Raw genomic sequence first — 21834 nt, forward strand, 5'->3', positions numbered from 1 at the left:
ATCAAAGGAAACGAAAACTTGGGCGCTTCGGGCCAGCAACCCGCAGCGCTCCCGGACTGCCCCTGGGTGGGGCCTGGCGGGGAAACTGCCGGCATCGTCGTCAGGAGCACAGCTGCCGACCTTGAAGCAGTTCAAGAAAAACAAGTTCTGCCAAAAGATGTATTGAAAATAGAACAATAGGTTGGCGCGCCGGCCAACTGGCGCTCAGAATGCGCGCATATTTCCCTGAAGGATGATGACGATGAAGACAGGCAAGACCCGCGGCGTGGCACTGCTGGCCCTGAGTGCGCTGATCGCCCTTGCGGCATGCAGCAAGACTGAGGACGCCACGGCGCCCGCACCGACAGCGACGACCGCAACAGCGGCCAGCAGCGCCGCGCCAGCCGCCGCCAGCGCCGACAACGCCTTGGGCAAATCGGTGTTCGGCAAGGTCTGCGCGATGTGCCATGCCGCTGGCGTGGCCGGCGCGCCCAAACCCGGCGACAAGGCCGACTGGGGCCCGCGTATCGCTCAGGGCAATGACACGCTGTACAAGCACGCGCTGGAAGGTTTCAACGGTGCCAAGGGCATGATGCCGGCGCGTGGCGGCGGCGCCTCACTCAGCGACGACGAGGTGCGCGCGGCGGTCGACTATATGGTTGCGCAGTCACGCTGAGCCTGATGATGCAGATGCAGCAAGGAAAGCCGGCGCTGACGCGCCGCCAGCTGGGCATGAGCTCGCTATTGCTGCTGCTGCCCGCCTGGGTGCAGGCCAGGAGCAGCCCCAGCTCGCCAGGCGCAGACAGCACAGCGGTACAGCGCGACAGCGCGCTGCTGATGGGCACGCGGGTAGACATCATCGCGGTACACGCCGATCCCGCCCAGCGTGAAAGCGCACTGACCGCGGCCTGGGACGAAATGCTGCGGCTCAGCGAAATGATGAGCCGCTACCGCAGCGCCAGCCAGATCAGCCTGCTGGCGCAGGCCGCCGGCGCGGCAGCGCTGCCGGTGGCACCGGAGCTGATGCAGATGCTGCAGCAGGCCGCGCGGCTGCACCGGCTGAGCGAAGGCCGCTTCGACATCAGCGTCGGCGCCTACAGCGACTGGCATTTCGAGGCCGGCCATCGGCCCAGCCTGCCCGACGCCGCGACACTGCGGCGCCAGCGTGGCCTGGTCGATGCCAGCCAGATCGAACTTGATGCCGCACACGGCACCGCCAGGCTGGCACGCGCCGGCATGAAGCTGGATCTGGGCGGCATCGCCAAGCTGCCGATTCTTGAAGCCGGCCTGCGCCAGCTGCAGGCTCACGGCATCGCCAATGCCCTGATCAACGGGGGCGGCGACGTGCTGTGCAGCGGCACCCTGCTCGGCCAACCCTGGCGCATCGGCCTGCGCGACCCGCGCGCACCGCAGCGCCTGCTGGGCGTGCTGCCGCTGCGCGGCGGTGTTGTCGCGGCATCAGGCGACTACGAGCGCGGCTTCGATCTGCGGGGGCGCCGCTACCACCACATCCTTGATCCGCGCCGCGGCCAGCCGAGCCAGGGCCTGCACGGCCTGGCCCTGGTCGCCGACGATGTCACCGCCGTCAACGGCTGGGGCGCGGCCATGATGGTGGCCGGCCCGCAGCTGGCCAGACAGTGGGCGGCCGCCCTGCCCGGTGTCGAGGCGATGCTGGCCGACAAGGAGCAGGTCTGGCTCTCAAGCGGGCTGCGTCAGCGGCTAGGGCCCAACATCATCGATCCATAGCGCAGCAGCCAACCCAAGCCCAGCGCGGCAAAGCCGCAGGCGGCCAGTGGCAGCCACGCAGCAGGCGCTGCCGGCCAGCAGGCGCTGAGCACGCGCACAAGGCAGACCAGCTGCAGCAGCCAATGCATGGCGCGCAGCGCCGGGTCGACCACCACCGTCCGCCCCGCGTGCACCGCCGCGACCCGGCTGACCATGGACAGCACGGTGCTGCACAGAAAGCCGAGGCTGTAGGCGTGCAGCGCCGCCAGCTCCCAGCCGGCTGCGGCCAGCAGCAGGCTGGCGATCAGCCAAAGCAGACCATGCAGCAGCTGGGCGACGAAGGGGGTTCGTCGAGCCGCGCGGCCAGCCGGGTCAAATGCACTGCGCAGCAGCATGGCGGCCACCAGCAGCTCGACCAGCACCACAGCCGGCCCCTGCAGCGCCGCAGCCCGCAGCAGCAGGGCCAGCAGCAGCGCGCCCAGCCAGAGCGCATCGCGCCGCCCGCCGACATGCAGAAACGGTGTCAGCCTTTGCAGCGCACAGGCGAAGACAGTCCCCAGCCCACCCCAGAGCGCAAGCCGGGTGGCCAGCGTGGGCTCACCCGCCAGCGCCAGCGCCATGGCGGCGCCGAGCAGCGCCATGCCGGCCAGCACGCCCAGGGCATGGCGGCGCTGAGCCCGCTCACTGCCGGTCAGACAGGCGGCCAGACGCAGCCAGAGCCAGCTCCAGCCCAGCAGCATGGCAATCAGCCCGGCGCCGCTGTCCAGCAGCATCAGCGCGAGCGCCAGGGTCAGCAAGCCCCAGGGCACCAGGTAGTCGCGCGGCCGCAGTGGCGGGCGCGCCAGCCAGCGCGGCAGCGCGGCCAGCGCGAAGCCGGCAATGAAGAGCGGCATGAAGCCAAGCGTGAAGCACAGACCATGAGCGGGCCAGGGCTGGCCCTGCAACAGGCGCCAGGCCCACAGACCGCCCAGCAGCGTCCAGCTGAACGCGGCGCTCAGGAAGAAGGGCCGATGCGGCGCCAGCAAGCTCGTTGCGCCGGCCATCGCAGCCGCTCAGCGTGGCAGGTAGAAGCTGGCCCGGCTCTCGGCCAGCAATGTGCTGCTGCCGGCCTCGCGGACGAGGAAGCGGATCGGGTGCGCCCCCGGAGTCAGCTGGGTCGCCGCGGCGGCGTCGAGCCGGAGCTGGATGACCTGGGCCTGAATCGCCGCGGGCTCGAGGCGCAGCTCGGTACTGGTGGCGCGATGCAGCCCTTCCAGGCCGTCGACCTCGATCTGAAGCTGTAGCCGTCGCTCGCTGCGGTTCATCAGCTGCAGCCGGTAGACGTTCTCGACCTCGCCCCCCTCAACCAGCCGGGCCAGGGTGTTGCGGTCCTTGAGCACATCAAACTGCACCTCGCTGCGCTGCCACAGGCTGGTGGCGAAGCCGATACACAGCGCCAGCAGCACCGTGCCGTAGATCAGCACGCGAGGCCGCAGCGCCCGGGCCAGCATCTGCCGCGCGCTCCAGTGCTGCTTGATGCCGTTCTCGGTCGCGTAGCGGATCAGCCCGCGCGGCGCACCGATCTTGTCCATCACCTGATCGCAGACATCGATGCACGCCGCGCAGCCTATGCATTCGTTTTGCAGGCCTTTGCGAATGTCGATGCCGGTCGGACAGACCTGCACGCACAGCGTGCAGTCGACACAGTCGCCGGGTGGTTGGCCCTGTGCGGCGAACTCGGCCTGGCGGGCGCGTGAGCCGCGCGGTTCGCCGCGCTGCTGGTCGTAGCTGATGATCAGCGAGTCGGCATCGATCAGCGCGCTCTGAAAGCGGGCATAGGGGCAGATGTACTTGCACATCTGCTCGCGCAGCCAGCCGGCGTTGCCATAGGTGGCACCGGCGTAGAACAACACCCAGAAGCTCTCCCAGCCCGTCAGCGACAGCATGGCCAGGCTAGCGGCGAGCTGGCGGATCGGCGTGAAATAGCCGACAAAGCTGAAGCCGGTGAGCAGGGCCAGCGCGACCCAGCTGCCATGTTTGGCACTCTTGCGCAGCAGCTTCTCGGCGCTCCAGGGCGCGCGATCCAACTTCATGCGCGCCTGGCGGTCGCCCTCGGTATGGCGCTCCAGCCACATGAACATCTCGGTGTAGACCGTCTGCGGGCAGGCATAGCCGCACCACAGCCTGCCGGCCAGCGCGGTGAAGAAGAACAGCGCCAGCGCGCTGATCACCAGCAGCGCGGCGAGGTAGATGAAGTCCTGCGGATAGAGCACCAGGCCCAGCACATAGAAGCGCCCGGCATCGATGTCGAACAGCAGCGCCTGGCGGCCCTGCCACTGCAGCCAGGGCATGCCGTAGAAGAAGGCCTGGGTGAGCGCCACCATGATCCAGCGCCAGCGTGCGAAGCGGCCGCTGACGGCGCGTGGGTAGACCTTGGCCTCGGCGACGTAGAGCGAGGTCTTGACGGGCTCGATAGCGATGACTTTGTGCGCAGAGGACAAGGGATTCAGTGCCGCGCCGGGGCGTGCCCGGGCAAGCTGATGCTGGCCAGGCGCTTGGCCGTGGCGGGTTTCAGGAGGTCTGCCAGGGTATGGCCATCGAGTTCGGCGAGAAAGGCGTCGCGCGCAGCCTTGAAGATGCCGGTCAGGCGGCAGGCGCCGGTCAGCGCGCAGGCATTGCCATCGCCCAGACACTCGACCAGTTGGAAGTCCGGTTCGACGGCGCGCACCAACTCGCCCAGGCCGAGCGCGCCGGGCTCGCGGGCCAGGCGCATGCCGCCGCCCTTGCCGCGCACCGTGGTGATGAAGCCCTGCTGCCCCAGCTGATGCGTGATCTTGGTCAGATGCGCCTCGGAGATCTGGTAGGCCTGCGCGATCTCGGCCGTGGTGCACAGCCGGTCCTGATGCTGGCCCAGGTACAGCAGCAGGCGCAGCGCGTAATCGGTCATCGTGGTCAGTCGCATGGCTTGATTCTCACCCGGGCTGGCCATCGGCACGTGGCCGCAGCAGCAGCGGCGTGTAGCGCCACAGGTAGAGCGCAAAACTCGCTGACCACAGCAGCGCCGAGGCCTGCACCGCCAGCATCAGGCTGGCCGGCAGCAGCAGCGGCAGCAACACGCGCAGCAGGGCGGCCAGCGCCATGAACAGATAGGCTGCCGTCTCGACAGGCCCGGCGCGCAGCGGTCGACCGGTGTGCCCAAGCGCGGTGCGGGTGATCATGCCCAGCGTGACCAGACCGATCACGCCCAGCGTCAGTGCATGCACGGCGGGGCCCGGTGCCATCCAGCCCAGCGCCGCCGCGGCGCGCAGCAGCAGATGCACCGGCAGCCAGGCATAGGCCAGGTGCAGCACCCAGACCAGCGGATTGGGCAGACTCTTCCACGGCTGCCACAGCGCCAGGCGCAGGCCGTGCGCGATCGCCGTGACCAGCAAACCGGCGGCCAGCACGGCGCCCTCCACAGCAAACAGATCAAGCGCCAGCAAGAGCAGCACCGTGCCCAGCGCGGCCCGCTCCAGCCATGGTAGCCGCGTGGCTTGCATGCCTGGCACGCCGTTGTTGGAGAACATCGGCACGACGCGGCCGGCCATCACGGCAATCATGAACACCAGCAGATCCAGCCCCACGCGCAGGCCGGGCAGTTCCAGCCAACCCGCCTGTTGCAGATGGACCGCGGCACTGGCCAGGCCCATCATCAGCAGCAGGGCCACGAAGAAATAGTTGCGCCGGTTGCCTGCCGCATGCAGCGCCCGCCACAGGCCCCAAGCCGCCAGCCAGGGTACGGCCAGATTGAGCAGCAGCGAGGCCCAGAGCCAGGGGCTCAGCACCAGCAGCCGCGCCGCCACCCAGAGCAGCGCCAGCGCCATCAGCGGACGTCCGGTCGGCGTCGGCTGGCCTGACCAGTTGCGACCGGCCGTGAACAGAAAGCCGATGACCACGGCCAGCGTATAGCCGAACACCATCTCATGGGCATGCCACATCGAGCTCGGCAGCCAGGCCGTGCGGATCAGCCCGCTGAACTGCAGCACCCACAGCGGCACCGACAACAGGGCCAGCCAGGCCGCCAGCAGGTAGAAGGGGCGAAATCCGAGGTCCCACAAAGCCAGCCGGCGTGGCGCGCGGCCGCGCGGCTCCTCGATGCGCATGAAAACGGTACTGCTCATGGCAGGCCTTTCAGATCTGAGTGAAGACGATGCTCGCCATCAGGCGAGCAGCCCCAATCAGCCGCCACAGCAGCCGCAGCAGCTCTTGCCCGCCGGCCGGCGGGCCAGCCGCACGCGCCACGGCGCCGCGCCGGGCGGCAGGCTCTCCCAGTCGAACTGCTTGGGCCACTGCTGGCCCAGTTGCTCGCGCAGCGTCGCCGGTTCAGCTTCGCCCTGCAAGTCGATAAAGCCGCCGACGGGCAGGCTTTGGAAGCTGCTGGCGATGCGCGCCAGCATGTGCTCGGGTGCGAACTGGCGCAGGTCGATCACTTCAGCAAGGGTCGGGGCGTCGGTGTGCATAAACGTTCCAGCGGGCTGGTTTATAAAGTTGCATATTGAATGCAGCTATTGTGAAGCGATGCCCGCCTTAAAGCAATATCCAATATGCAGCTTTAAGCGTCATACATTGACGAGGCTCAAAGCCAGCCAGGCCCTGAGACCGCAGCATGGCGCTCCATGAGTGAATCAGCCCAAGCCCCCCTCCCCTTGGTCTACAGCTGCTCGGGCTGCTCCGATGCAGCCCAGCTGGCCAACCACCTGGCCGTGCGGCTGGATCGCGCCGGGCTGGCTGAGATGTCCTGCATCGCCGGCGTCGGCGGTGGTGTGCCCAGCCTGGTGCGCAAGGCGCGGGAGGCGGCGGCGCAAGGACGGCCGCTGCTGGCCCTTGATGGCTGTGCGCTGGCCTGCAGCAAGGCCTGCCTGGCCGGCCAAGGGCTGAGACCGACGCACCATATCCGGCTGCACGAGATGGGTGTTCGCAAGCACTATCACGCCGACTTCGATGTCGAGCAGGCCGACAAGCTGTTCACCACACTGGCCGCGCTGGCGCGAGCGCAGGGCGAGATGGCGGCCGCCAGACCAGCAAATGGCGACGGCGCTTGACGCCGCGCCGATCATCGCCAGCGGCGAGCGCTGCACCGTAGCCCATCGCCAAGCACGAGCTCGTGGTGCTCAACGTCGACGGGCTGTGGGCCGCACTCAGCCGGCCAGCAGCCCAAGTGGGTGGTGGGCACGCGCCACCGTCACCATGAAGCCGAACACGGCCAGCGCGCCCAGCAGGCCGAGCAGACGCTGTGGCCGCGTCCGCCCGCGCTTCATCGCGATTGAGCCCAGCACGATATAGAGCAGCAGCAAGGCCAGCTTGGTGCCCAGCCACACATCGCGCAGCGGGTTCAAGCCCAGCAGCGTCCACAGGCTGGCACCGGCGGTCAGCAGGCCGACGTCTATCACCACGCTCAGCCGCCGTGCCCAGGCCTGCATTGGCCAGGCGGCGCCAGTCTGGACCGCCAGCGCCCGCAGCGCAAACAGCGCGCCGCTGGCACTGACCAGACCGATGTGCACGTTCTTGATCAGCGGATAGTGGGCTTGCAGCGATTCGATCAGGATGCTCATGGCCGCGCATCATCGCTGAATTGCGCGCAACACCGGCGCGGCGTCAAGACTTAAACCAGTTCAAGGACTTTGCCTGCGACGAGGACGAGGATGCCAGCCATCCCCTGATCCAACCGTAGAGGAGTTCCTGATGATGAAGCTGCCCACGACCCCGCTGCTGATGCTTGCAGCGACGCTTGCCGCACTGGCCCTGGCGCCGGCCCAGGCCCAGAGCAAGAAGGATCCCGATCCCAGCGATGTGAAGTACCACGCCGCGCCCTCGCCGCTGGCCGATGTACCGATGGTGCAAAGCACCAACCCCAAGGCCCCGCCGATGACGCAGGCCGAGTTCGACGTGGCACGCAAGATCTATTTCGAGCGCTGCGCCGGCTGCCATGGGGTGCTGCGCAAGGGCGCCACCGGCAAGCCGCTGACGCCCGACATCACGCTGGGCAAGGGTACCGACTATCTGAAGGTCTTCATCGCCTACGGCTCGCCGGCCGGCATGCCCAACTGGCAGACCTCGGGCGAGATGACCGAGCAGCAGGTCGACCTGATGGCGCGCTACATCCAGCATGAGGCGCCCACCCCGCCGGAGTTCGGCATGGCCGATATGAAGGGCACCTGGAAGGTCATCATTCCGCCCGAGCAGCGCCCGAGCAAGAAGATGAACAGCTACAACATCGAGAACATCTTCTCGACGACGCTGCGCGACACCGGCGAGGTGGCCCTGATCGACGGCGACACCAAGCAGATCATCAACATCGTCAAGACCGGCTATGCGGTGCACATTTCGCGCACCTCGGCTTCGGGTCGCTATCTGTTCGTGATCGGCCGCGATGCCAAGATCAATATGATCGATCTGTGGATGGAAAAGCCCGACAACGTGGCCGAGATCCGCGTTGGCCTGGAGGCCCGGTCGGTCGAGGCCAGCAAGTACAAGGGTTATGAGGACAAGCTGGTGATTGCCGGCTCCTACTGGCCACCGCAGTACGTGATCATGAAGGGCGACACGCTGGAGCCGCTGAAGATCGTCTCGACCCGCGGCAACACCGTCGACAAGCAGGAATACCACCCCGAGCCGCGCGTGGCCTCCATCGTCGCCAGCCACTTCCGGCCCGAGTTCATCGTCAACGTGAAGGAGACCGGCAAGACGCTGATGGTCGACTACACCGACCTGAACGCGCTGAAGACGACCGAGATCGGCACCGCCCGCTTCCTGCATGACGGCGGCTGGGACAGCTCCAAGCGCTACTTTATGGTCGCCGCCAATCAGAGCAACAAGATCGCCGTGGTTGACGCCAAGGAAGACAAGCTGGTGCAGCTGGTTGAGGTCAGCAAGATCCCCCACCCGGGACGCGGCGCCAACTTCATCCACCCGAAGTTCGGCCCGGTCTGGAGTACCGGCCACCTTGGCGACGAAGCAATCTCGCTGGTGGCCACCGACCCGGTCAAGCACAAGCAGTACGCCTTCAAGGAAGTGGCGCAGATCAAGGGCCAGGGCGGCGGCGCGCTGTTCATCAAGACCCACCCGAAGTCCACCCACCTGTACTCGGACACGCCGCTGAACCCGGATGCGGCAATTGCGCAGTCGGTGGCGGTGTTCGACATCAAGGCGCTGGACAAGGGCTACAAGGTGCTGCCGATCGCCGAATGGGCCGGCCTGAAGGACGACGGCGCCAAGCGCGTGGTGCAGCCCGAGTACAACAAGGCCGGCGACGAGGTCTGGTTCTCGGTCTGGTCGGCCAAGAACAAGGAGAGCGCCATCGTTGTCGTCGACGACAAGACGCTGAAGCTGAAGACGGTGATCAAGGACCCGCGCCTGATCACGCCCACCGGCAAGTTCAACGTCTACAACACCCAGCACGACATTTATTGATCCCCCCTACGCGCTTCGCGCGCCCCCTCAAGGGGGCAGGCCCGCAGGACCGGCAGAGCCGGATCCTCGGGCCTCGATGGAGGGGCCTGGGCTGCGCCCTCGGCCCATGAATACAAAAGGAGATTGGAACCATGCGTATTGCACTGACTCTCATTACGGGGCTCGGCTTGATGCTGGGCACGGCCGCACAGGCCGACGAAGCCGCGCTCAGCAAGGCGGGCTGCATGGCCTGCCATGCCAAGGACAAGAAGCTGGTTGGGCCCTCGTTCAAGGACGTGGCCAACAAGTACAAGGGGCAGGACGTCACGGCCGCGCTGGCGGCCAAGGTGCGCGCCGGTGGCAAGGGTGTCTATGGTCCGATTCCAATGCCAGCCAATGGCCCGGAAAAGATCAGCGACGCGGAATTGAACAGCGGTATGGCCTGGATTCTCAAGCAGGGCGGCTGATCGCGACCTTGCCGCTTTACCAGCACAAAGGCGCCCATGGCGCCTGTCTTTTTGGTTCTATGCGCGCTTGTTGGTGCTCGGCCACTGGCGCTCGAAACGCAACCACAGAGGCACGGAGACACAGAGGAACTCACAGCGAAGTCCAGAGTTCGATGAGTCTTTCTCCGTGACTCAGTGCCTCTGTGGTTGCCTTTGCCTGTTTCGAGAGCCTCCACGACTAGCGCCAAAAGAGCCTTCACTTTTGCGATCTTCTTGCTCGTTTCGCGTTCGCTGCTGCTCGCCAGACCACAACGCACGTGCAAGCACAGTGCCTCAGCGGCCTGAAGAAATGGCGTCACCCCGCTGCGGCCGCTGTACCGCTGTGACGCGCTTTCCTGCCTCCCTCGCACTAGCACAGCCAGGCCTTTTGCTTGCGCTTGCACTTCGCGTGGCCAGGACTTCGGCCATGCCGGTGCTGAGCGCATCGGCGGCTGTGCTGGCTGGTTGGCGCGGCAGCTGCACGGCGTTCGCTCGCCTGCCCCCGACAACCATCCCGCGCCGGTGACCGCTGCGCACGCCGGGCAGGCTGGTTCGGCGCCCGGATGTCGGCCTTTGCCCTCGTCTCTGCCCTCGTCTCTGCCCCTACTCCTTCTCGCTGCCCGTTCTCTCTGCCCCTGACTCCGAACTTCTCGCCGCGGGCCCTGTTGCCGCGCAAGCTGACTGCACTTGAGCCCGATGGCCGGCGGTGTGAGGTGCGGCGCCAGCGCCTGGCTCGGCGCCATCAGGCGGCCTCGTCAGCAAGCCCCGCCCAGGTCGACGCGCCCCCGCCCGTCAGGTGGCCTCCACCATTGCTCGCTGCCGCAGTTTGGCTGCACGGCAGCCCCTGGCACGTGGCGCCCCAGTGCGCTGGCACTGCCCGGCCGCCTTGCCTACACAAGCAGAGGTGATGCAGGCCCGGCACGCCGGGCCGTCGCTACCGCCGTATCGATCGCACAGCCGAACACGTCGGCCGCTGGTTTGTACTATGTTTATCACAATATATTTATGACATATTTGATCATCGATCAATGGCAGGCTGGCCCCAAAGGCAAAGAAGCAGCCCAGCAAACCGCTTGGCAAGACGCTTTGAGAAGGCGCGCAGCCATGCAAAGGGCTGGGAGTTCAAACAACACGCCGTGCCGAACGCCCTGCCCGGCTGCCGCCTGGCGCCATTGACCCCGGGCACCGTATTCCGATGCAGCAAGCAACCGCAATCCCTTTGGAGGGCATAGAGAAATGATGATGAAAACCCGTATCTGCCTGGCCGCCCTTGCGGCGATGGGCGCCGTCAGCCCGGTGCTGGCCCAACAACAGGCGCTGGAGCGCGTCGAAGTGACCGGCTCCTCGATCAAGCGCATTGCCAGTCAGGGCGCCCTGCCCGTGCAGACGCTGACGCGCGCCGACATTGACCGCAGCGGCGCCAAGAGTGTCGAAGACCTGATCCAGAGCCTGCCGTCGATGCAGGGCTTCACCACCGCCTCGGAGTCAGTCAACGGCTCGGGCGGCGGCGTGCAAACCGCGTCCATCCACTCGATGGGCGCCGGCTACACGCTGGTCCTGCTGAACGGCCGCCGCCTGGCACCGTTCAACTCGGGGGCCGCGGTGAACCTGTCCAGCATTCCGCTGTCCGTCGTCGAGCGCGTCGAGGTCCTGACCGACGGGGCCTCTGCGCTGTATGGTTCGGATGCCGTCGCCGGCGTCGTCAACTTCATCCTCCGCAAGGACCAGACCGCCTTGGCGCTGGACTTCAGCCACAACCAACCGCAGAAGTCGGGTGGCGCCAACACGGCCTTTTCGGTCTCGAAAGGCTTTGGTGAGCTGCAGAAGAACGGCTTCAACATCCTGGCCTCCTATGCCCACGAGGAACAGAAGGAGCTGAACGCAGCAGATCGCGATTTCGCCAAGTCCGGCGTGCTGTTCTTCAGCCATGAAGGCAAGCCCTATCGCTTGGCCGCGACGGCGGCCAACACGGCGCCGGTCTCGGTGACCCTGAATCTGTCCAAGCCGCTGGTCAAACCTGGCGGCAGCTTCGACAACATCACCTTCTCGCCCGACTACCTGAAGGATGGCAAGTGCCCGCAGAACACCGTGCTGTCGACGGTGAAGGCCGACCAAGCCTGCCCGTTCGACTATGCGGCCACCGTCCAACTGGTGCCCAGCAGCAAGCGCGACAGCCTGTTCCTGTCCGGCAACCTGCAGCTCGATGCCAACACCAACCTCTTCATGGAAGCGGTGAGCACGCGCTTCCAGTTAAAGGAGCGGCATGCCCCGGTGGCCCAGGCCCTGGATCTGCCGCTGACCGATGCCTTGTATGGCCAGTATGTGCAGCCCTATCTGGCCAAGCTGGGCATTGCGCCGGCTGACGTCGTCGACGCGACGACCAACAACCGCTTCGTCGATGCCGGCGGCCGCAGCGACCTCTTCAAGACGCAGGCGCAGCACTTGGCCCTGGGCGTCGAGGGCACGATCCGCGATATCGACTACACGGCCTCGTTCATCCACTCGACGAACAAGCTGGATACCTATTACGACGGCGGCTATATGCGCAAGAGCTGCTACAGCAAGCTGTTGGCCTCGGGCAAGTTCAACCCCTTCGCCCCGCCGGGCGGCAATACCGAGCTGCTGGCCCCCTGCGTGCTGAGCGAGATCAACGAGTCGACCCAGACCAAGCTCGATGTGCTGAGCCTGCGCGCCTCGGGGGAAGTGTTCAAGGCCGGTGGCGGCGCTGCCATGCTGGGCAGCGGGCTGGACTACACCCGGCTGAACTATGACTACGATCCATCGGCGCTGGCCATGGGCCCGAACAGCCTGCACAGCGGCACCGATGTGCCGTTTGGCCGCGGCAACGGTGCACTGCCGGCCAAGGCCTTGCGCAAGAACTGGGGTGCCTTCACCGAGCTGGTGGTGCCGCTGCACAAGCGGGTCGAAGCGACGGCGGCGCTGCGCTACGACAGCTACTCCAAGGTCCACAACGATTTCGTGCTCGACCTGGACAAGAAGCTGACGGCGCCGGCCGATCAGGGCAACGCTTACAGCAAGGCGACCTACAAGCTGGCCCTGCGCCTGCGCCCGATCGACGCCGTGATGCTGCGCGCCTCCTACGGCACCGGCTTCAAAGCGCCCAGCATGACGGACATCACCGCCAACATCACCGGTGGCAGCAATACCTCGGGCCAGTACGACTGCCCGGTGCAAGCGCCGGACCCGCGCGCCGCCTATTGCAAAGGCCTGACGAACTACGACCTGCTGAGTGGCGGCAACCCCTTGTCCGGTGCGGCCGGCCTGAAGCCGGAAGAGTCGAAGAATCTGACTGCTGGTGTGCGCTTCGAACCCTCGCGTGACGTCTCGGTTGGCCTCGACTATTGGTCAGTAAAGATGAACAACCAGATCAGCACCTTGGCGGAATCGACGGTATTCAGGAACCCGGGCGCCTACAGCGATCTGATCAGCGTGGTCTACGATGCGGCCGTTGGCAAGAAGGTGCTGAAGGTGCTGCTGCCCACCTCCAACATCGCCAGCTCAGCCTATGGAGGCATCGATTGGGACGCCAGCTACAGCACCGGCACGCCCTACGGCCGCTTGGCGCTGAACTGGGCCGGCACCTATATGCTGAAGTCCGAGTACTTCAACGGCCAGGATCTGGTCCAGAGCATCGGCCGCTTCGATGAGGGCTTGAACGCTGTCTCGCGTGTCGTTCAGCATCTGTCGGCGCACCTGAACACCGGCGGCATGTTCAGTCACACGCTGGCCTGGCACTGGCGCTCGGGCTATGCCGACCAGGTGCAGACGGCCGACGCTGGCCTGGTCAGCGCGATCAATGCCGACGGCAGTCTGGGTGCCTATGCGACGGTGGCCCGTCGTGTTGCCGCCTACTCGACCTTGGACTGGCAGACCCGGGCTGAGCTGAGCAAGAGCCTGTCGCTGACCTTGGGCGTCAAGAACCTGGCCAACCAGGCACCGCCCCTGTCGATCCGCAATGCCGGGGGCGGCAACCAGATCGGCTACGACGGGCGCTACGCCAGCCCGCTGGGCCGGCAGTTCTACTTGGGCGGCAACTTCCGCTACTGACGCAGTGACATGCCCGACAGCGGCTATGCAGCGCTGTCGGGAACGTCAGCGTGGGCGGCGGCGCTTGCCTAGTGCGAGGTACCCTCGTCGCGGCTGATCTTGTTCCAGACGTTGTACTTGCCGACCGGCTTGCTCATCGGAACTCGCTTGACTTCCTTGAAGTTGGCCGCGTCGTAGACGATCAAGGCACCGTCCATCTCCCAGAGGCTGGCCAGCACATGGCGACCATCTTTGGTGAACTCGACATGGGCCAGCGTCTTGCCCGGCTCCCTGACCTGGGCGACCACCTCGAGCGTCTGCTTGTCGATGATGCTCAGCGTGTCCTTGGCGCCGGCGCTCATCATCGAATCGGCCCAGGCGTAGCGACTCCTGGCATGGCTGCGCATGAAGAAGCCCGGGCCCGGCGTCGCAATCTCACGCACTGCGCTCCAGTCCTTCATGTCGACGACGCTGATGCGCCCGTCCTTCAGGTTCGGGCTGGCCATCACGCGCCGGCCCTGCCAGTTGAAGCTGATGCCCGAGCCCAGATGCGGCATGCCGGCAATCGGCAGCGTCGCGATCTTGCGGCGCACATCGAGATTGACGACCTGGCCCAGCATCGCTTCCCCGTCGCCACGCGGACGCGCCGCACCCAGCACATGGCGGTAGCTGTCGTCAAAGAAGAAGTCATCCAGCGCCTCCTCCAGCGGCGTGCGACGTGGATTCAGGTAGCCGGGCTTGGCCAATGCCTCACCCATTCGGTAGTCGTGCACCAGACCGTCATGAATGGGCGCGGCGCCTTCGTCGTAGGAAATCTCCCACAGCTCGGCCACATCCTTCAGCGCCACGACGAAGCTGTGCCGCGGCGCGGCGTCATAGACCGCCGAGACCCGCGAACTCTGCTGGCCGTCCAGGCTCTTGGCGTCGAAGCGCTTGACCAGGTTCAGATCGGCATCGAAGAGCACCGCCGTGTGCGGCAAGTAGTTGGCCGCCATCACCCAGCGCCCGTCGGCGCTGACCGCGACATTGCGCATATTCAGTCCGGCGCGCACCTCCGCCACCAGCTTCAGGTTCCAGAGGTCGTACTTGCTGATCCAGCCGTCGCGCGAGCCGAAATAGACGTAGCGCCCGTCGGGGCTGAACTTGGGCCCACCGTGCAAGGCAAAACGACTGGCAAAGCGGTGGATGGGCTCGAACTTGTCGCCGTCCACCAGGCTGACATGATGATCGCCGCCCTCCACCACGACAAAGAGATTCATCGGATCGGCGCGCCATTGTGGCCGCGCCGGCCACGTGCTGCTGCTGACATCGAAGCGACGCGAGGCGCTGATGTCGGCATCGCTCCACTGCGGCGCCGGCGTGACGGGCTGATAGATGTAGGCGGCCAGCGCCTTGATCTCTGCCTCCTGCAGCCGCTCGGCAAAGCCCTGCATCTGCGTCGCCGCCCGCCCCTGGCTGATCACCTTCAGCGCCTCGGGCTTGCGCAGCCGCTCCAGGCTTTCCGGCAGCAGCGCCGGCCCCATGCCACCGAGGCGTTGAGCGCCATGGCAGGACGCGCAATATTGCTGATAGAGGCCAGAGGCATCGATGGCCGCGCCCGGCTCGGCGCGCGCATAGTCCAGCCCCAGGCTGGCAATGGCGGCAGCCAAAGCCAGCTTCAGCGGGGTCTTCAACAAGATCGTCTTCATTTCAAACCTCGGTCCGGATCGGAATGCTGCTGGCGCGGTGGCTGAAGGGCCGCAGCGGCACGCGCGCGCTGAGGCGCTCGGCCGCTTCGGCCGACAGGCCGATCTCGGCGTCGTCCAGGTAGCAGCCCGGGTCTTCGGCCCACAGATCACCGGTGATCTGCTGGGCCCGCACCCGCGTGTTGCCGCCACACAGGGCGAAGTACTGGCATTCGGCGCAGCGCCCTTGCACCGGGCGGGGGCGGGTCTTGAGCCCGTCCATCAGCGGATCACTGCGGTCGCTCCAGATCTGCGAGAACGGCCGCTCCCGCACGCTGCCCAGCGGGTAGTGCCACCACATGGTGTCGGGGTGGACGACACCGAGATTGTCGATATTGGCCACGCCAACGCCGGAGGCATTGCCGCCCCAGGCAACCAGTCGCTGGCGCAGCGGCGCCACCCATTGCGGCAGCCGTTCACCGACCCAGCGCAGCAGATAGGCAGCATCGGCATCATTGTTGCCGGTCACGTAGTCCCGGCTGCTGCCGGCCAGCGCGTCCTGCCAGGCCGTCTCGAACAACAGGTCCAGTGCCTGGCGCGTTGCCTCGAAATGGGCATCTCGGCCGCGATGGATATTGCCGCGACCGGCGTAGTTCAGGTGCGAGAAGTAGAACTTGTCGACCGCCTCGTCCTTCATCAGCCGCAGCAAGGCCGGGAAGTCCTGGCCGTTCAGATCGGTGAAGGTGTAGCGCAGGCCGGTCTTGACGCCCTGCGCATGCAGCAGGCGGATGGCCTGCAGTGAAGCGTCGTAGGCGCCGGGGAGCCGACGGAACTTGTCGTGCGTGTCGCGGGTGCCGTCGATGCTGATGCCCACATAGTCGAACTGCTGGGCCGCGATGCGCGCGGCCATCGCCGCGTCGATCAGCGTGCCGTTGGTGGACAGCGCGGTATAGAAGCCCAGCGTCTGCGCACGCGCGGCAATGTCGAACAGATCGGCACGCAGCAGCGGCTCGCCGCCGGACAGGATGAGCACCGGCACGCCGTAGGCACGCAGATCCTGCATCACGGTCTCGACCTCGGCAAAGCTCAGCTCGCCCGGGTAGTCGTGATCGGCCGACAAGGCGTAGCAGTGCTTGCAGGTCAGATTGCAACGCCGGGTCAGGTTCCAGATCACCACCGGACCGCTGTTGCCACCGCCTCGTCGCGACTGCGGGTAAACGCCATCGCGTTCGGCCTGCGCCACCTCGCGCAGGTACTGGCTGATTCTCAACATGATGTGCTCACTCCCTGAGGCGCAGGCCGGTCTTTTTCAGGATCGCCGTGCTGTAAAGAATGTCGCTGGCCCGGCAGGCGCTGCCGAGCATCAGGCGCAGCTGCCCGACCTCGTGTTCAACAGCCTCGCGGCTGCGGCCGTGCAGCATCGCGAACAGGTTGTAGGGCCAGTCGGGCAGATGGCGAGGCCGGCGGTAGCAGTGGCTGACGCCGGGATGGGCCGCGATCTGCGCGCCCAGCGTCTCGACCTGGGCGTCGTCAACATCCCAGACCGTCATGCCATTGGCCAGGTAGCCAAGGCGGTAGTGATTCGGCACGGCGGCAATGCGTCGGATCAGGCCGCGCTCGCGCATGCGGGCCAGCTCGGCAATCACCTCATCCTCGCTCAGGCCGAGCAGAGCTCCAACCGCCTCGAAGGGCCGCTCCAGCAGCGGCAGACCGTGCTGGGTGGCGGCAATCAGCTGGCGCTCCAGCGGGCTGAGCCGTACATCAGTCATCGCCGCCCTCCTGCGCCCGCGCCGTCAGATAGAGGCCCACGTGGTATTCCTGCTGCTTGGGGAAGCACAACACCGGCAGACCGCAATCCGCCTCGATGGCGCGGCAGACCGATTCGATCTCGCTGGCGCTTTCGGTGGCAAGCACAAACCACATGTTCAGCCGGTGTTCACGACGGTAGTTGTGGGCCACCTCGGGTCGGCGGTTGACCAGCGTCGCCACCACGTCAAAGCGTTCCTCGGGGACGGCCATCGCCGCCAGCACAAAGCGGCCACCGGCACGCTCGATCTGGAACATCGGCCCGAAGCGGCTCAGCGTGCCTTGTGCCAACAGGCGCTGCAAGCGCGCGATCAGCTGTGTCTCGCCGCAGCCCAGCTCTACGGCCAGCCGCGCAAAAGGCCGCGGGCACAGTGGCAGATCGCGCTGCAGGCGATTGATCAGCGCGGCATCCAGGGCATCGAGCCGGGCCAGCGGCTCGGCCAGCTCAGGCAAGGACATGAGGGGCCTCCTGCGCGGCCAGGCCGTCCTGGCGGGGCGCTGCATCGTGCGCGCGAAAGTAGCTCGCACCGCACTGCTTGAAGCGTCGGCGGCTGAACAGCACGGCGGCCGAACGGGCATCCAGGCCGGCCGCGCTGATCGCCCGACCCAGGGCCTGCAGCACCTGCTCGCGTTCGCGGCCGTGCATCATGCAGTAGAGGTTGTAGGGCCAGCCCGGCCCGCGGGCACGCCGGTAGCACAGCGTCACGCCGGGCTGGCGGGCCAGCGCGGCGGCGCGCTCGTCGACCAGCTCATCGGCGACATCGAACACGCACATCGCATTGGCGCGGTAGCCGAGCTCGTGATGGCGCACGATCAGCCCGAAGCGGCGCAGGCTGCCGTCGTCGAGCCAGCGCTGCAGCCTTGAAAGGACCTGCGCCTCGGTCCAGCCCAGCGCCTCGGCCCACACGGCATAGGGGCGTTCCCGCAGGGGCAGCCCTTGCTCCAGCAGGGCTGCCAGGCCGCGATCTTCAGCGCAGACGGGCCGTACCACGTTACGGGTGCGGCCCTCGCCGGCGTCGTGCGCCACGGCGCCGGCAGAGCGCAAGTCAAAGCCGAGGTTGATGCGATAGGCGCGCTGCATCGGCAGGCGTAGCACATGGAGACCGGACTGCTGCTCCAGCGCCTGCACGCCCCGCTCGACTGCTTCGGCGTCAACGCCGGTCATCACAAACCAGAGGTTGTAGGCATGCTCGCGTTCGTAGTTGTGATTGACGCCGGGATGGGCGCTGACCCGCGCGGCCGCCGCCTGCAATCGCTGCGGCGGCACCGCCATTGCACACAGCAGCGCCGCACCGCCGGCACCCGGGTTCCAGATGCCGCCGATCCGCGACAGGCTGCCCGCCTCGTGCAGCGCCTGCAGCCGCTGCAGCACCAACGTCGCGTCGCAATGCAGCAGCTCGGGCGGCGCCCCGGCCAAGTTGTCTTTCAGGCTTTCGGCCAAGGCAGCGAAGGGCCGCTCACACAAGGGGAAGCGCTGCTGCCAATCATTGAGCAGGCGCGCATCGATCACGGACATTGCGCTTGGCATCACAGTCCCATCCTGTTGGCGCGGCTGGTGAAGAAGATGCCGCTGGGCGATTGCGCCGTCAGCGTGGCGAGCGTGGCAAAGCTGCGGGTGTCGACGACGCTGATCAGGTCGCTGTCACGCGCCGAGATCCAGACCGCCTCGCCACGCGGCGTGAACTCCAGATGCAGCACCGCCTTGCCCGGCTTGAAGGCATGAACGACGCGCTGGCTCTGTGTGTCGATGACCTGCACGGTGTCGTAATCGGGCACGGCGAAATTGACCCAGACCTGGCGGCCATCGGGCTGCGCCATCACGAACACCGGCTGGCCGGCCACCGGGATGCGCGCCACCTCGGCCCAGCTCTGGGTGTCGACCACCAACACCTCATGGCGGCCAATCGCCGGCAGATAAGCCAGGCGCCCGGCGATGGCCCAGCCGCGCAGATGCGGCATCTTGAACACCGGCAGCGGCTGCGCGCCGCGGCCATAGCCGGCCAGGATGCGTTCGACCCGCGGCTCGGCGGCCCACAGGTCGATCTTGGCCAGTCCGTCCTCGCCGAACAGGCCGGCGATGTAGTGGCGGCCATCGGGCGTGATCAGCGCGTCATAGGGTTGGTGGCCGACACCCTTGAACTTGCGGATCTGCGGCGCGCGCGGCTGGCTCAGATCGGCCAGCCAGATCTCGTCGGCGTCGAAGAGCGAAAAGATGAAGCGCTGCCCAGGCAGATCGGCCAGGCCGACGACGCGCGACAGCTTGCCCGGCGCATATTCGGCCGGGATGTCGGCGACCAGGGTCAGGTCTTGCGTATCAAAGACCTTGATGCCGCCGGGCTGGTAGTTCTGTGCAACGACCCAGCGCCCATCCTGCGAGATCGCGCCGCCGATCGAATTGCCGCTTTGCTGCACGCGGGCCACCAGCGTCATCGTCGGCAGGTGGACCTTGCTGAGCGCGCCATCGCGGCCGAACACATAGGCATGAGCCCCGTCACGCGAATAGACCAGCGAAGCATGCGACAAATCGCCGAGCCCGTGCACGCGCCCGATGGCGCTGCGCCGGCTGGTGTCGAGCAGCTGCAGGCTGCCGCTGGCGCGCTCGACCACCAGGCCCAGATCGCCGGTGCCGCGCAGCTGCAAGCCCGTAGCCGTGGCCGTCGGCGGCCTTGAAGCGCAGGCGGCCAGCACCAGCAGCAGAACGCACAGAAGCAGGTTTCTCATGGTGTCTTGTCCTTGGCCAGCAAGGCCGCATCACTTTGCAGATAGGCGGCCAGCCAGTCGGCCTCCTCGGCGCTGAGCAGCGTCTTCCAGGGCGGCATCGGCGTGCCAGGGCGACCGTGGTAGATCACCGCGGCAATGGCGCTGTGCGGCAGCGCGCGCATCGCTTCGGCATGCAGGGCCGGGCCAAGCCCGCCGCGCAGCGTCATGCCATGGCAGGAGCCGCAGTCCTGCCTGAGCATGCGCAGCAACTGCTGCTGGCGCACCGCTGGCAGCGGCTCGGTCAGGGCCGGCCGCGACGCCAACAGCAGGCAGACTGCCACAACGCCCAGCCAGGCTGCGCTTCGCTTGCCACCCATGTTCTGCACCTCCACTTTCCATGTGGCAATGCTTGCTTGACGCCGATCAGCTGTCCTTGAACTGGTTCAAGGACGCGGCCTGCACGCTGTTTTCACAATGGGCTCAAGCATTTCTCGGAGCCTGAGCATGAGCCGACTGGACGAACCCCGCTTCTTCAACAGCCCCTCTGTCATGCTGGTAGGGGCCGGCCCCGGCGACCCCGAGTTGCTGACCCTGAAGGCCGCGCGGGCCCTGGCCGAAGCAAGGCTGGTGCTGTACGACGCGCTGGTCTCACCGGCCGTGCTGGCGCTGTGCCCGGCCGAGGCCGAGCTGATCTATGTGGGCAAGCAGAGCGGCCATCACCATATGAGCCAGGAAGCCATCATCGAGCTGATGATCAGCCTGGTTCGCCAGGGCCGATCGCTGCTGCGCCTCAAGGGCGGCGACCCCTTCATCTTCGGCCGCGGCGGCGAAGAGGCCGAGGCGCTGGCCGCGGCCGGCATCCCCTTCAGCTGCATTCCCGGCATCAGCGCAGCGCAGGCCGCGGCGGCGGGCGCCGGCATACCGCTGACCCACCGCGACCACGCCGGCGCGCTGGTCTTTGCCACCGGCCATCTGCGCGCCAACGATCAGGCTGGTGCCGACGGCGCCGCGGCGCATTGCGTCGATCTCGACTGGCCACTGCTGGCCCGACCGCATCAGACCGTGGTCATCTATATGGGCCTGGGGGCGCTGGAGATCATCAGCGCGCAGCTGATCGCCCATGGCCTGGCCGCCGACACGCCGGCCGCCGTGATTGCCAGCGCCAGCCAGCCCGAGCAGCGCTGCCTGCGCGAACGCCTGGACCGGCTGCCGGCCCTGGTGCGCCAGGCCGCCGTGCGCTCACCGGCGCTGCTGCTGATCGGGCAGGTGGCGGCGCTGCACGAGCGCCTCTGGCCCTCGCTGGCGCAGGCCCGTGAAGACGCTCACTGCAAGGTGTAGTGGGCCAACCGGCGCGGCTGCATGATGCGGATGTCGCGCCGGCAGATCTCGATCAGCCCCTCGTCCTCCAGCTCGCGCAGCACGCGGGAGAAGTATTCCGGCGTCAGCGACAGCCGCGCGGCAATCGTCGCCTTGCTGACCGGCAGCGAGACGGTGATCGGCTCGGCGCCGCTGCCGGCTTTGCCGCCGCCCTGCTCGAGCAGATAGCCAACCACGCGGCGCGCGCCGCTGTGCAGGCAGTAGGACTCGACGTCGCGCAGCAGGCCCTGGATGCGCTGCGAGGCCCCGGCCAGCAGGCGCAGCGCGAAGGCCGGGTCACGCCGCACCTGGGCCGTCAGCGCAGCAGCCGGCAGGCGCAGCAGCAGCGACTCGGTCAGCGCCTGTGCGCTCAGCGCGTGGGCCTGCTGGGTGAAGACCAGGGTATCGCCAATGCTCTGCCCAGGCCCCACCAGCTCGAACACCTTCTCCGCGCCGTGGCTGGCGATGGTGTAGAGCTTCACATGGCCGGTGACGACCTGGTACACCGCATCGCAAGCCTCGCCGGCATGCAGCAGCATGCCGCCGCGGTCCAGACGCTGCACGGCCACACCGTCGGCGCAGATGCGCTGCACGTCGGCGGCCGGCATGCCCGCGAACAGCGGCAAGACCGACAGATAGCGCGGAACATCGAATACAGCCGTCAT

21 protein-coding genes are annotated in these 21834 nt (G+C 67.0%); 7 read left to right on the forward strand and 14 right to left on the reverse strand.

Going from position 1 to position 21834, the window contains the following annotated elements; genetic code table 11:
• Window positions 1-241 precede the first annotated feature (241 nt).
• Together RQP53_RS01925 and RQP53_RS01930 are read left to right on the forward strand one after the other, a co-directional pair.
• Window positions 242-655: a c-type cytochrome gene (locus RQP53_RS01925; RefSeq protein WP_315648302.1), complete on the forward strand. Its 414-nt coding sequence runs from the start codon at window positions 242-244 to the stop codon at window positions 653-655.
• An 8-nt stretch (window positions 656-663) separates the two neighbouring features.
• Window positions 664-1725 carry an FAD:protein FMN transferase gene (locus RQP53_RS01930; protein WP_315648303.1) on the forward strand — a complete coding sequence of 354 codons (1062 nt, stop codon included), beginning with the start codon at window positions 664-666 and terminating at the stop codon, window positions 1723-1725.
• On the opposite strand, the gene RQP53_RS01935 is transcribed toward RQP53_RS01930, so the two are convergent.
• The 5 genes from RQP53_RS01935 to RQP53_RS01955 are packed head-to-tail and all read right to left on the reverse strand — an operon-like array spanning window position 1692 to window position 6182.
• The gene (locus RQP53_RS01935) at window positions 1692-2747 is read right to left on the reverse strand and encodes an NnrS family protein (protein ID WP_315648304.1); all 1056 of its coding nucleotides are present in this window, start codon (window positions 2745-2747) and stop codon (window positions 1692-1694) included. The genes RQP53_RS01930 and RQP53_RS01935 overlap by 34 nt on opposite strands.
• Window positions 2748-2756: 9 nt before the next feature.
• Complete coding sequence (ccoG, locus tag RQP53_RS01940) at window positions 2757-4184, reverse strand: cytochrome c oxidase accessory protein CcoG (RefSeq protein ID WP_315648305.1); 1428 nt, start codon at window positions 4182-4184, stop codon at window positions 2757-2759.
• Between the two features lie 5 nt (window positions 4185-4189).
• Window positions 4190-4645: an RrF2 family transcriptional regulator gene (locus tag RQP53_RS01945; RefSeq protein WP_315648306.1), complete on the reverse strand. Its 456-nt coding sequence runs from the start codon at window positions 4643-4645 to the stop codon at window positions 4190-4192.
• A gap of 10 nt (window positions 4646-4655) precedes the next feature.
• Complete coding sequence (locus tag RQP53_RS01950; protein WP_315648308.1) at window positions 4656-5843, reverse strand: NnrS family protein; 1188 nt, start codon at window positions 5841-5843, stop codon at window positions 4656-4658.
• A 57-nt stretch (window positions 5844-5900) separates the two neighbouring features.
• Window positions 5901-6182 (reverse strand): DUF2249 domain-containing protein, encoded by a 282-nt coding sequence (locus RQP53_RS01955; protein WP_315648309.1) that lies wholly within the window; start codon window positions 6180-6182, stop codon window positions 5901-5903.
• A 156-nt stretch (window positions 6183-6338) separates the two neighbouring features.
• Here RQP53_RS01955 and RQP53_RS01960 point away from each other — a divergent pair, with 156 nt between their 5' ends.
• Window positions 6339-6764, forward strand: a complete 426-nt coding sequence (locus RQP53_RS01960; protein ID WP_315648311.1) for a putative zinc-binding protein — start codon at window positions 6339-6341, stop codon at window positions 6762-6764.
• Between the two features lie 96 nt (window positions 6765-6860).
• On the opposite strand, the gene RQP53_RS01965 is transcribed toward RQP53_RS01960, so the two are convergent.
• On the reverse strand, window positions 6861-7274 hold the full coding sequence (locus tag RQP53_RS01965) for a SirB2 family protein (RefSeq protein WP_315648312.1): 414 nt from the start codon (window positions 7272-7274) through the stop codon (window positions 6861-6863).
• Window positions 7275-7407: 133 nt separating this feature from the next.
• Between RQP53_RS01965 and RQP53_RS01970 the strand changes: the two genes are divergently transcribed.
• From RQP53_RS01970 to RQP53_RS01980, 3 genes are all read left to right on the forward strand, one after another.
• Window positions 7408-9132, forward strand: coding sequence for a cytochrome D1 domain-containing protein (locus RQP53_RS01970; RefSeq protein ID WP_491572047.1), 1725 nt, complete (start codon window positions 7408-7410; stop codon window positions 9130-9132).
• A 131-nt stretch (window positions 9133-9263) separates the two neighbouring features.
• Window positions 9264-9578, forward strand: a complete 315-nt coding sequence (locus RQP53_RS01975; RefSeq protein WP_315648315.1) for a c-type cytochrome — start codon at window positions 9264-9266, stop codon at window positions 9576-9578.
• 1260 nt (window positions 9579-10838) lie between these two features.
• Window positions 10839-13664, forward strand: coding sequence for a TonB-dependent receptor domain-containing protein (locus RQP53_RS01980; RefSeq protein ID WP_315648316.1), 2826 nt, complete (start codon window positions 10839-10841; stop codon window positions 13662-13664).
• 68 nt (window positions 13665-13732) lie between these two features.
• Here the strand turns inward: RQP53_RS01980 and RQP53_RS01985 are convergent, their stop codons facing one another.
• Genes RQP53_RS01985 through RQP53_RS02015 form a run of 7 tightly spaced genes read right to left on the reverse strand, consistent with a single transcriptional unit; the run spans window position 13733 to window position 20190 of the window.
• A complete protein-coding gene (locus RQP53_RS01985) occupies window positions 13733-15331 on the reverse strand; it encodes a cytochrome D1 domain-containing protein (protein WP_315648317.1) in 1599 nt (532 codons plus the stop codon).
• A 1-nt stretch (window position 15332) separates the two neighbouring features.
• Window positions 15333-16580 (reverse strand): heme d1 biosynthesis radical SAM protein NirJ, encoded by a 1248-nt coding sequence (gene nirJ / locus RQP53_RS01990; RefSeq protein ID WP_315648318.1) that lies wholly within the window; start codon window positions 16578-16580, stop codon window positions 15333-15335.
• 7 nt (window positions 16581-16587) lie between these two features.
• Entirely contained in the window at window positions 16588-17076 is a 489-nt protein-coding gene (ahbB, locus tag RQP53_RS01995; protein ID WP_315648319.1) for a siroheme decarboxylase subunit beta, read from the reverse strand.
• Window positions 17069-17572, reverse strand: coding sequence for an Lrp/AsnC family transcriptional regulator (locus RQP53_RS02000; RefSeq protein WP_315648320.1), 504 nt, complete (start codon window positions 17570-17572; stop codon window positions 17069-17071). Before RQP53_RS02000 ends, ahbB (RQP53_RS01995) begins: the two co-directional genes overlap by 8 nt.
• The gene (gene ahbB, locus RQP53_RS02005) at window positions 17559-18641 is read right to left on the reverse strand and encodes a siroheme decarboxylase subunit beta (protein WP_315648322.1); all 1083 of its coding nucleotides are present in this window, start codon (window positions 18639-18641) and stop codon (window positions 17559-17561) included. Before ahbB (RQP53_RS02005) ends, RQP53_RS02000 begins: the two co-directional genes overlap by 14 nt.
• Window positions 18641-19834 (reverse strand): cytochrome D1 domain-containing protein, encoded by a 1194-nt coding sequence (locus RQP53_RS02010; RefSeq protein ID WP_315648324.1) that lies wholly within the window; start codon window positions 19832-19834, stop codon window positions 18641-18643. The genes ahbB (RQP53_RS02005) and RQP53_RS02010 overlap by 1 nt, the downstream gene beginning before the upstream one ends.
• Window positions 19831-20190: a c-type cytochrome gene (locus RQP53_RS02015; protein WP_315648325.1), complete on the reverse strand. Its 360-nt coding sequence runs from the start codon at window positions 20188-20190 to the stop codon at window positions 19831-19833. The genes RQP53_RS02010 and RQP53_RS02015 overlap by 4 nt, the downstream gene beginning before the upstream one ends.
• Before the next feature lie 127 nt (window positions 20191-20317).
• On the opposite strand from RQP53_RS02015, the gene cobA reads away from it, so the two are divergent.
• Window positions 20318-21151, forward strand: coding sequence for a uroporphyrinogen-III C-methyltransferase (gene cobA / locus RQP53_RS02020; RefSeq protein WP_315648326.1), 834 nt, complete (start codon window positions 20318-20320; stop codon window positions 21149-21151).
• Here the strand turns inward: cobA and RQP53_RS02025 are convergent.
• Entirely contained in the window at window positions 21136-21834 is a 699-nt protein-coding gene (locus tag RQP53_RS02025) for a Crp/Fnr family transcriptional regulator (RefSeq protein WP_315648327.1), read from the reverse strand. The genes cobA and RQP53_RS02025 overlap by 16 nt on opposite strands.

The organism is Roseateles aquae (assembly GCF_032337115.1).
GTDB lineage: Bacteria > Pseudomonadota > Gammaproteobacteria > Burkholderiales > Burkholderiaceae_C > Roseateles_C > Roseateles_C aquae.

Bases quoted from the DNA above. Each gene is read 5' to 3' on its own strand.
- ahbB (WP_315648319.1), bottom strand. From the start codon at position 17,076: ATGACTGATGTACGGCTCAGCCCGCTGGAGCGCCAGCTGATTGCCGCC.
- RQP53_RS01965 (WP_315648312.1), bottom strand. From the start codon at position 7,274: ATGAGCATCCTGATCGAATCGCTGCAAGCCCACTATCCGCTGATCAAG.
- RQP53_RS01975 (WP_315648315.1), top strand. From the start codon at position 9,264: ATGCGTATTGCACTGACTCTCATTACGGGGCTCGGCTTGATGCTGGGC.
- RQP53_RS01945 (WP_315648306.1), bottom strand. From the start codon at position 4,645: ATGCGACTGACCACGATGACCGATTACGCGCTGCGCCTGCTGCTGTAC.
- RQP53_RS02015 (WP_315648325.1), bottom strand. From the start codon at position 20,190: ATGGGTGGCAAGCGAAGCGCAGCCTGGCTGGGCGTTGTGGCAGTCTGC.
- RQP53_RS01925 (WP_315648302.1), top strand. From the start codon at position 242: ATGAAGACAGGCAAGACCCGCGGCGTGGCACTGCTGGCCCTGAGTGCG.
- RQP53_RS01935 (WP_315648304.1), bottom strand. From the start codon at position 2,747: ATGGCCGGCGCAACGAGCTTGCTGGCGCCGCATCGGCCCTTCTTCCTG.
- RQP53_RS01970 (WP_491572047.1), top strand. From the start codon at position 7,408: ATGAAGCTGCCCACGACCCCGCTGCTGATGCTTGCAGCGACGCTTGCC.
- nirJ (WP_315648318.1), bottom strand. From the start codon at position 16,580: ATGTTGAGAATCAGCCAGTACCTGCGCGAGGTGGCGCAGGCCGAACGC.
- ahbB (WP_315648322.1), bottom strand. From the start codon at position 18,641: ATGCCAAGCGCAATGTCCGTGATCGATGCGCGCCTGCTCAATGATTGG.
- RQP53_RS01930 (WP_315648303.1), top strand. From the start codon at position 664: ATGCAGATGCAGCAAGGAAAGCCGGCGCTGACGCGCCGCCAGCTGGGC.
- RQP53_RS01985 (WP_315648317.1), bottom strand. From the start codon at position 15,331: ATGAAGACGATCTTGTTGAAGACCCCGCTGAAGCTGGCTTTGGCTGCC.
- RQP53_RS02000 (WP_315648320.1), bottom strand. From the start codon at position 17,572: ATGTCCTTGCCTGAGCTGGCCGAGCCGCTGGCCCGGCTCGATGCCCTG.
- RQP53_RS01980 (WP_315648316.1), top strand. From the start codon at position 10,839: ATGAAAACCCGTATCTGCCTGGCCGCCCTTGCGGCGATGGGCGCCGTC.
- RQP53_RS01955 (WP_315648309.1), bottom strand. From the start codon at position 6,182: ATGCACACCGACGCCCCGACCCTTGCTGAAGTGATCGACCTGCGCCAG.
- cobA (WP_315648326.1), top strand. From the start codon at position 20,318: ATGAGCCGACTGGACGAACCCCGCTTCTTCAACAGCCCCTCTGTCATG.
- RQP53_RS02010 (WP_315648324.1), bottom strand. From the start codon at position 19,834: ATGAGAAACCTGCTTCTGTGCGTTCTGCTGCTGGTGCTGGCCGCCTGC.
- RQP53_RS02025 (WP_315648327.1), bottom strand. From the start codon at position 21,834: ATGACGGCTGTATTCGATGTTCCGCGCTATCTGTCGGTCTTGCCGCTG.
- RQP53_RS01950 (WP_315648308.1), bottom strand. From the start codon at position 5,843: ATGAGCAGTACCGTTTTCATGCGCATCGAGGAGCCGCGCGGCCGCGCG.
- RQP53_RS01960 (WP_315648311.1), top strand. From the start codon at position 6,339: ATGAGTGAATCAGCCCAAGCCCCCCTCCCCTTGGTCTACAGCTGCTCG.